Here is a 7,534-nt window from a genome sequence, read left to right as displayed (position 1 = left end):
ATTGCGGGGAAATTGATCGAGCAGAATAATCAACGCTAAACAGGTTTCTGGTGAATTTTTCCAGGCATTGAGTTCTCCTTTAGCTGCCTGTTGATACAGTGAGAGAAAGCGCGATCGGACGGCTGCGTCAAATTCAGGGTCTTTCGTGAACCATTCCTGACGTGGCTTGCCATAATTTTCATCTTCGGGAGAACCAAACCAAAAATCTAAAACCGCTTGTGCAGACGAGTATTGTTCTTGACTCATTTGAATTGAGTGTATAACTCTATTTCCTTGTAATATTATAGGAGTCGCCGTAAAACCAATCCTCACGCTTTGCTCTGGTCTTTAGAGGTTAGATATAAGGCGAGTTTGACGAGACCTTCACTCTTGTTGAGTCAAACAAACTTCTAGGGTAAAATTAGATAAGCCTTCGCCTTTGAAATGCCGTCGCACATCGTGAAAATTCTGCTCAAATAGTGCAGCACTTTTGAGGGAAAAATAGAAAGGCAAGAGCTACCGAAAACTCTATAAGCAGGGCAGTAGCTTTCTAACGAAAGCGAATGAATTAAGGTGATTTGGGAGGAATCCCCGTACTGTGGGGCACACAGAAACGGTCGGTGAAAATCCGATAACGCTTGGAGAGCTACCCACTAAAATGCGTCTAGATAGCAAGTGATATTCTAGTGTGTCGGGTAGGACATGATCGTGTAAGACTTAAGTAGGATTGTTTTCAATCTAAAAGAGCAGTGATCAGCTCAAGAATCCAACTTCTTTTAGATGTTGGAGTGTCAAGTCTATATATTGAATTTTGAGCCACTTTGCTCCTTAAAGATTTTAGAGCAATGAAAGCCAAAGAAGTACTGCAACGCTACAGCAATGGCGAACGTAACTTCCAACGGGTCAATCTGCGGGGAAAATCCTTCAAGAGAGCAGATTTATCTGGGGCAGATTTTAGCGAGGCGGATATTCGTGGGACAAATTTTCGGGAAGCGACGCTAAAAGGAACAAACTTTAGTCAAGCAAAAGCTGGGTTACCAAAACGCTGGGTAATAGGATTAACTCTAACAACGTTATTGATTTCTTTGCTAGTTGGAGCGTTAGCAGGGGTGGCTGCGGGCTTAACAATGTATCCCTTATCACAAGCAAATGATTTGAGCACTGGGGAAGCAATACTAATTTCTGGAATGTTCCTCTTGATTTTAGGAGGAGGATTCTTATTTGCTGTACAAAGAGGATTAGTCAATGCTCTTGGAACACTAACATTTGCAGTAGCATTCGTAGTGGCAGTGGGAATGTCAGCAGGATTTGGATTAATGGCTACAGGAGTAGTAGCATTTCCAGACACAGTGCTCAGAGTAATGTCATATGCAGTTATATACACAATTATATTTTCATCAGCAGTTGTATTTTTAGGTGCAGTAGGAGTAACATTTGCAGTCATAGTTGCGATAACGTTAGCAGTTACAGGAATATTAGGAGGAGGATTAGAAGCAGTAGTAGTAGGTATCCTTGCAGTAGTAGTTGGAAGAGAAGTAGCAAAAGGATTTGGAACAGCAGGAACAATTGGAATAGCAGGAACACTATCAGTCTTAGTAATCACAACAATAGCCATAGCTGTTGTAGGACTCAGTGCTTACATTGCCTGGCGAACTATGAAAGGAGATCAACGAGATGCCTGGATTCGGAAAATTGCTATTTCCGTTGCTGCAACAGGCGGTACTTCATTTTACAAAGCTGATTTAACGGATGCCATTTTCACGCAAGCTCAAGTGAAAAATACTGATCTACGTGCTAGAAGCTTGATTCGGACTTGCTGGCAAGGTGCAGATCAGCTTGACCAAGTGAGAGTCGGCAAAACCCTATTAGATCAACCGGCGGTACGAAACTTACTCATAACTAAAGATGGCTACAAGAAATCCTATGTTGCTGCCAACTTGGAAGGCGCAAACTTAGCTGGAGTCAATCTAGAGTCTGCCAATCTCAAACAGTCAAATCTTAATCAAGCTAATTTACGGGATGCCAATCTCAAGGATGCAAACCTCGCTCAAACTCTTGCATTAGGAACAAACTTTACAGGAGCTTACCTGACAGGAGCTTGTTTAGAAGCCTGGACAATTAATGAAACGACAATTCTCAGCAATGTTGATTGCCAATATGTATTTTTCCTCGAATATCCTAACCATTTAGGCAGTCGAGAGCGTCGCCCCCATGATCCTGACCAAGTCTTTCAGCCGGGCGACTTTGAGAAATTATATCAAGAAATTATTAATACTGTGCAAATTCTCCTACGCGATGGCGTCAATCGTGAATCCTTTGCTGCTGCGTTTCAAAAAGTGATGGCAGAGTTTCCAGAAATTACATCGGATTCAGTACAAGGAATGGAGAAACGAGGAGATGATGTCTTAGTCACTATTGCCGTAGAACCTGATGCCGACAAAGGTAAATTAGAGCATACGTTTACTCAAACTTATGAAGCGCGTCTAGAAGCTGCAAAAAATGCTGCACTCCTCGAAGCCGAACAACGCCATACTCAAGACTTGAAAGAAACAATTGCTGCTTTAGCAAGTTACTCTCCATCCGTTACGATTACCAATAGCAATACCGCTGAGAGTAAAGCCATGAGTAATAGTCAAGAGAAAAAAGGAATTTTTGCTGAAAATGTTGGCGGCAATTTTAATGTCAGCAATGTCAATCTCAACCTGGATAATGTCAACGGTACGGTTACTAACAGCATAGATGAATTGCCTAACACTGATTCAGAAACCGATCAATCTAACCTAAAAGAACTTCTTACCCAACTGCAAAGCGCGATCAACGAAGAAGCAAATTTAAGCGAAGACGACAAAGCAGAAGCTTTAAATCAAGTTCAAACGCTAGCAGAAGCAGGACAAAATCCTAAAGCAAGTGAAAATCAAACATTAGCCAAACGTGCAACTACGATGCTTAAAGGAATTAAAGAAGGATTACCGAGTGCTGCAAAGCTCGCAGAGGAATGTAACAAGCTTCTCCCTGCCATTCAAGCACTATTGGGATTATAGAATTAAGAGTGTTCAAGATTGAACTTTAGTTTTTTCATCTACCAGATTTGTAGAGTCTCCTTTATACTTGAGAACTTGCAGGAGGAGAATCCCGTTGAACACTGCATAACCACAGTCGAGGATGCCAAAGCCAAGGAAGCCACGGGGTTGCCCTTCAATATAGAATAGCCATAACCAATAAAGCCCGATCGCCATCCGGACAACAACGGCAAACTTAGCATTTAAACTGTAGCGCAGTGGATCGCTCCCTCCCGGAACATACAAAATTGAAATGAAAAACAGCAGAAGTCCTGCTTGTCGCATCCAAATTGTGGAGCCGCCACCACCAGGCAACCCAAAGAAATCTAGATACCACTGCGGTGCAAAAATAAACGGTAATGCCATGCCAAAGATATTAATCAGAACGCCGACGAATACCACAATGTTGAACCATTTAAGATAACGTTTCATTAGACTGTCTCCTAAATCAACTAAAGGAATACTCTAGGACCAGCCCTTTCAAGGTGTGAACTTTGTGGTCTTAATTTTGGGATAAAATCTTAGCAGTAGAAACATGAGGTCGATTAGCACGACGAGTGCGTTTTCGACGTCGTCTGGTCTTTTTTGGGGAGCGAGGATGACGTGAAAAAGCTGCCAAGTTAACCTGAGCTGCTAAATTGAGTAGAATCTTGGTCAACTCAATGAGGGTCATTGTGTCAAAATTGAGCTTGTTGTATACAGAAGTCACTGAAACTCCCACTTCATGAGCTCTAGCTTGATCGGCGGCAGGGATGGAAGGTCGAATGCCACAAGTGACTGCACTCATCATCTCGACCCCCGTCGAAAAAAGTAGTTCTTTAGTGTATTGAATCTCGCTATTTCTCTCAAATAGCTGATCAAGTTTTTGGGGAGATAAGAATTTTTCCATCAGTCCACGAACCATGACTGATACGGGGCTTTCCTCGATAAAACGCTCAAAGACTTGACCAAGAACCATGATGACGATTTCCCAAATGCTGAAAATTGATTTCCTTAATGAACTACAATTTGGGAAAAATCACAAGACCTTGAAAGGGCTGCTCCTAACGCTTTTTGTAAAAGAACATAACTTAATTTGTGATCATTTAAAACAAAAGTATCCGGATTTCACAGAACAGCAATTATTTGATCATGCCCGCTTGATTAATGCTGCTTTAATGGCTAAGATTCATACGGTTTATTGGACGCCGGCGATTTTGCCTCATCCGGCTACGGTTAAAGCTCTCAATTCCAATTGGTATGGTCTTCTGGGGCGACGCTTCAAGAATTTCATTGGTCGCATCGGGGATAGTGAAGCTCTCAGTGGGATTATTGGTTCATCGACTGATCATCATGCGGCACCTTACTATCTCACAGAAGAGTTTGTCTCGGTTTATCGGATGCATCCCCTGATTCCGGATGAAGTTGACTTCTATTCCTTAGAGGACAACCGTTTCTTGATGCAAAAGAATTTCTTTGAAATTTCGGGCAATCGGACCCGTGCTTTGAATGATGCGATGAGTATGGAAGATTTATTCTATACCTTTGGCATTACTTATCCAGGGGCAATTACGTTGCACAACTATCCTCGATTCTTACAGCATTTAGTGCGGGATAATGGAGAAGTGTTTGATCTGGCTGCGGTTGATATTTTGCGCGATCGCGAGCGGGGGGTTCCTCGCTATAATCGTTTCCGTGAGTTACTGGGTAAAAATCGGGTCAAGTCCTTTGATGAAATTACCAGCAACCAAGTTTGGGCGGACGAGTTACGAGAGGTTTATCAATAATGATATCGACAGTGTGGATTTGATGGTCGGTTTATTTGCCGAAGATCTCCCCTCTGGGTTTGGTTTTAGTGATACGGCGTTTAGAGTGTTTATTTTAATGGCATCACGGCGACTGAAAAGTGATCGGTTTTTCACCAAAGATTATCGAGCGGCAGTCTATAACCAATGGGGGCTGGAATGGATTGATCGCAGCTCGATGGTGGATGTTTTGCTCCGTCACTATCCGGGTTTAGCTCCCTGTTTAGAAGGGGTAAGGAATGCCTTTGCCCCGTGGAAAAAAGTAGCGAGTTAGGCAGAACCAGAATGCAGTAAAAGGAGCAAGTTTGTGATTATTGTAGTGACCAATCGGCGTTTAAATCCGGATGCCTCAGATGAGCAGTTATACCATTTTTCATTAATAGTGAGAGACTTGATAGCAATAAAAAATGGGAGTCAGGGTTTTTGGTCAATCATCTCTCTCAGGGGTTTTGAAAAATGGTATTATTTATGGATGTAGCACTGCAGATTCGTAAACATTTACCTCGGGATCCACAGCCAACGGTCTCCATAGTTGATGAATATTGTGTCCCCTACCAAGCTGCATAAATTGTTCTTCCCCAACATATCTAAAGAACAACAAATATACCCAACTTTCTGATTTTTAGAAAAACAAAGATTGGATGTGATTAAGAAAAGAAAAAAGAGAGAAATTCATTTGAGTTGATAAAATTATTGAGAATAGCAGATTACGGATTGCGTGATGAGAAATCACTTGACTCTAAGCAAGATACTTCAATCTCAATCGTTACTCACAATCACCGTATTATTCATTGTAGGGATTGGTGTTTTCTTTCGGTTTTATCATCTCGATCAAAAAGTGTATTGGCAAGATGAAACCGCCACTTCTCTAAGAGTTGCCGGATATAGCAAACTTGGCTTACGGGAACAGTTATTTCAAGGTGAAATTCTAACGGTTGGTGAATTAAGAGAACAATATCAGTATCCCAATTTAAATCGTAGTTGGAATGATACACTCACAGTTCTTAAACAAAAAGCAGAACATCCACCATTGTATTATTTTTTAACGCGATGGTGGGTACAACTTTTTGGTCATTCCATTACAGGAATGCGGAGTTTACCCGCTTTAATTAGTTTATTAATATTCCCAATTTTATATTGGCTCGGTCAAGAATTATTTTCAGAAAAATCTGTAATTGGGAGCGGGATCGCGCTGATTGCTGTTTCTCCCATTCATGTTTTATACGCCCAAGAAGCACGAGAATATAGTTTATGGATTGTCGCGACCCTTCTTGCCAGTGCGTGTTTGCTAAAAGCCCTCCGAGTGAATACAAAAACGGCTTGGATAAATTATAGTCTGAGTTTAATCTTAGGACTCTATTCACACTTACTCTTTATTTGGGTCATGTTAGCTCATGGCATTTATATTTTGGGAGAAGAAGGAATTCAATTGACCCGTAAAATCAAGCAGTATTTATTGGCATTACTTGCAGGATTAGCCGCCTTTATTCCTTGGGGAATTGTGATCATTGAGTACCTCCTTTACTCTCCCTATCCCGATCAAATTTTGGCAGATGTCGGAGAAGATGTTCCCCTTTCGTTTTTAGTCGATCGTTGGTTTCGCGGAGTCAATCGTGTTTTCCATGATGTTGATTTAGGATCAGCGAATATTGTTCTGGTTTTGCTGAGTATTTATGCCTTTTATTTCCTCTGTCGCCATGCCAAAAAACAAACGTGGTGGTTTATTCTTAGCTTCACTGGCGTCACTGCCCTAGCCATTATTTTGCCAGATGTTCTCTTGGGCGGAAAAGCGTCTGTTCGCAACCGGTATTTATTTCCCGCTTATCTTGGTTTAGAACTCGCGATCGCGCATTTGTTAGCTTATAAAATTACCCTAGAAACACGAGTTTGGCAACGTTGGATTTGGCGAGGCGTAACGGCATTTTTAATTACAGCTGGAATTATCTCTTGTGCCGTTAATTCCCAAGCTGAAACCTGGTGGAATAAAAATGATGATGTTACAGAACACTATCCGAAAGTGGCTCGTTTAATAAATCAGGCTGAAGCAAGTTTAGTGATCACAGATACCTCGGTGGTTAATATTTTATCCTTGAGCCATCTCCTGGCATCAGAGATTCATTTACAACTTGTTTCTGATCCCTATCAATTTCAAATTCCACAGCAAATATCGCCGGTTTTTCTCTTTGATCCTTCTTCTAAGCTAGAAGCCCATTTAAAGAAAACAACAGATCAAGAGTGGACTGTGGTTTACGATGAAAGTCGAGCAAAATTACTCCAACGGCCCTAATTTTTAACGCGAGAGAATACAACTTCCACTGATAACTTGGATATCTTTTTCAGTAAAAAGGGTACAGTCTCCCTGTAAGGAAGAAAGAATCGGAATTTCTCCTTGTTCGAGAGAGGTGATGACAGTTTGCGTAATCGGTTGGTACTGTCTTAACCAATCACTCGGTTCACTTTCTCGGAGATAAGTAGTACTAAAAACGCCATCTTTTACTAAGATCAAATCAATATCGTAATCCTGAATAAAATTTTGTAGAATTCCTAATTCAGGCGTGTAATAGGCTGCAATTAAATCTTGGGTTCGGGCTCAGGGTAAGCGCAAGAAAATTTAGGTCTCAAATAGGTTAGAGTATAAAGGAATCGAAGCGTTAAGAACTTGCAACAAATACGCCACATCCATGCTAGCTCGTTTCGCTTTTTGACGAGTGC

General features: G+C 41.4%; 5 protein-coding genes and 2 pseudogenes. 3 read left to right on the top strand and 4 right to left on the bottom strand.

Annotated features, from left to right (window positions below):
* Nucleotides 1-246, bottom strand: a 246-nt coding sequence (locus tag GVY04_17680) for a DUF924 family protein (protein ID NBD17887.1), incomplete at its 3' end; no start/stop codon positions are given.
* Between the two features lie 578 nt (nucleotides 247-824).
* Between GVY04_17680 and GVY04_17675 the strand changes: the two genes are divergently transcribed.
* Nucleotides 825-3,020 carry a hypothetical protein gene (locus GVY04_17675; protein ID NBD17886.1) on the top strand — a complete coding sequence of 732 codons (2,196 nt, stop codon included), beginning with the start codon at nucleotides 825-827 and terminating at the stop codon, nucleotides 3,018-3,020.
* A gap of 12 nt (nucleotides 3,021-3,032) precedes the next feature.
* Here the strand turns inward: GVY04_17675 and GVY04_17670 are convergent, their stop codons facing one another.
* Nucleotides 3,033-3,470, bottom strand: coding sequence for a hypothetical protein (locus GVY04_17670; protein NBD17885.1), 438 nt, complete (start codon nucleotides 3,468-3,470; stop codon nucleotides 3,033-3,035).
* 250 nt (nucleotides 3,471-3,720) lie between these two features.
* Nucleotides 3,721-3,996 (bottom strand): annotated as a pseudogene (locus tag GVY04_17665) (IS4/IS5 family transposase).
* On the opposite strand from GVY04_17665, the pseudogene GVY04_17660 reads away from it, so the two are divergent.
* Both GVY04_17660 and GVY04_17655 read left to right on the top strand, forming a co-directional pair.
* Nucleotides 3,995-5,096: pseudogene (locus GVY04_17660) on the top strand (hypothetical protein). The pseudogenes GVY04_17665 and GVY04_17660 overlap by 2 nt on opposite strands.
* 447 nt (nucleotides 5,097-5,543) lie before the next feature.
* Nucleotides 5,544-7,109 carry a hypothetical protein gene (locus GVY04_17655; GenBank protein ID NBD17884.1) on the top strand — a complete coding sequence of 522 codons (1,566 nt, stop codon included), beginning with the start codon at nucleotides 5,544-5,546 and terminating at the stop codon, nucleotides 7,107-7,109.
* Between the two features lie 3 nt (nucleotides 7,110-7,112).
* On the opposite strand, the gene GVY04_17650 is transcribed toward GVY04_17655, so the two are convergent.
* Complete coding sequence (locus GVY04_17650; protein NBD17883.1) at nucleotides 7,113-7,328, bottom strand: hypothetical protein; 216 nt, start codon at nucleotides 7,326-7,328, stop codon at nucleotides 7,113-7,115.
* Nucleotides 7,329-7,534 lie beyond the last annotated feature (206 nt).

This window comes from Cyanobacteria bacterium GSL.Bin1 (assembly GCA_009909085.1).
Classification (GTDB): Bacteria; Cyanobacteriota; Cyanobacteriia; order Cyanobacteriales; family Rubidibacteraceae; genus Halothece.
Note: the sequence above shows the minus strand (reverse complement) of the source record. Positions and strands in the feature narration are given on the sequence as shown.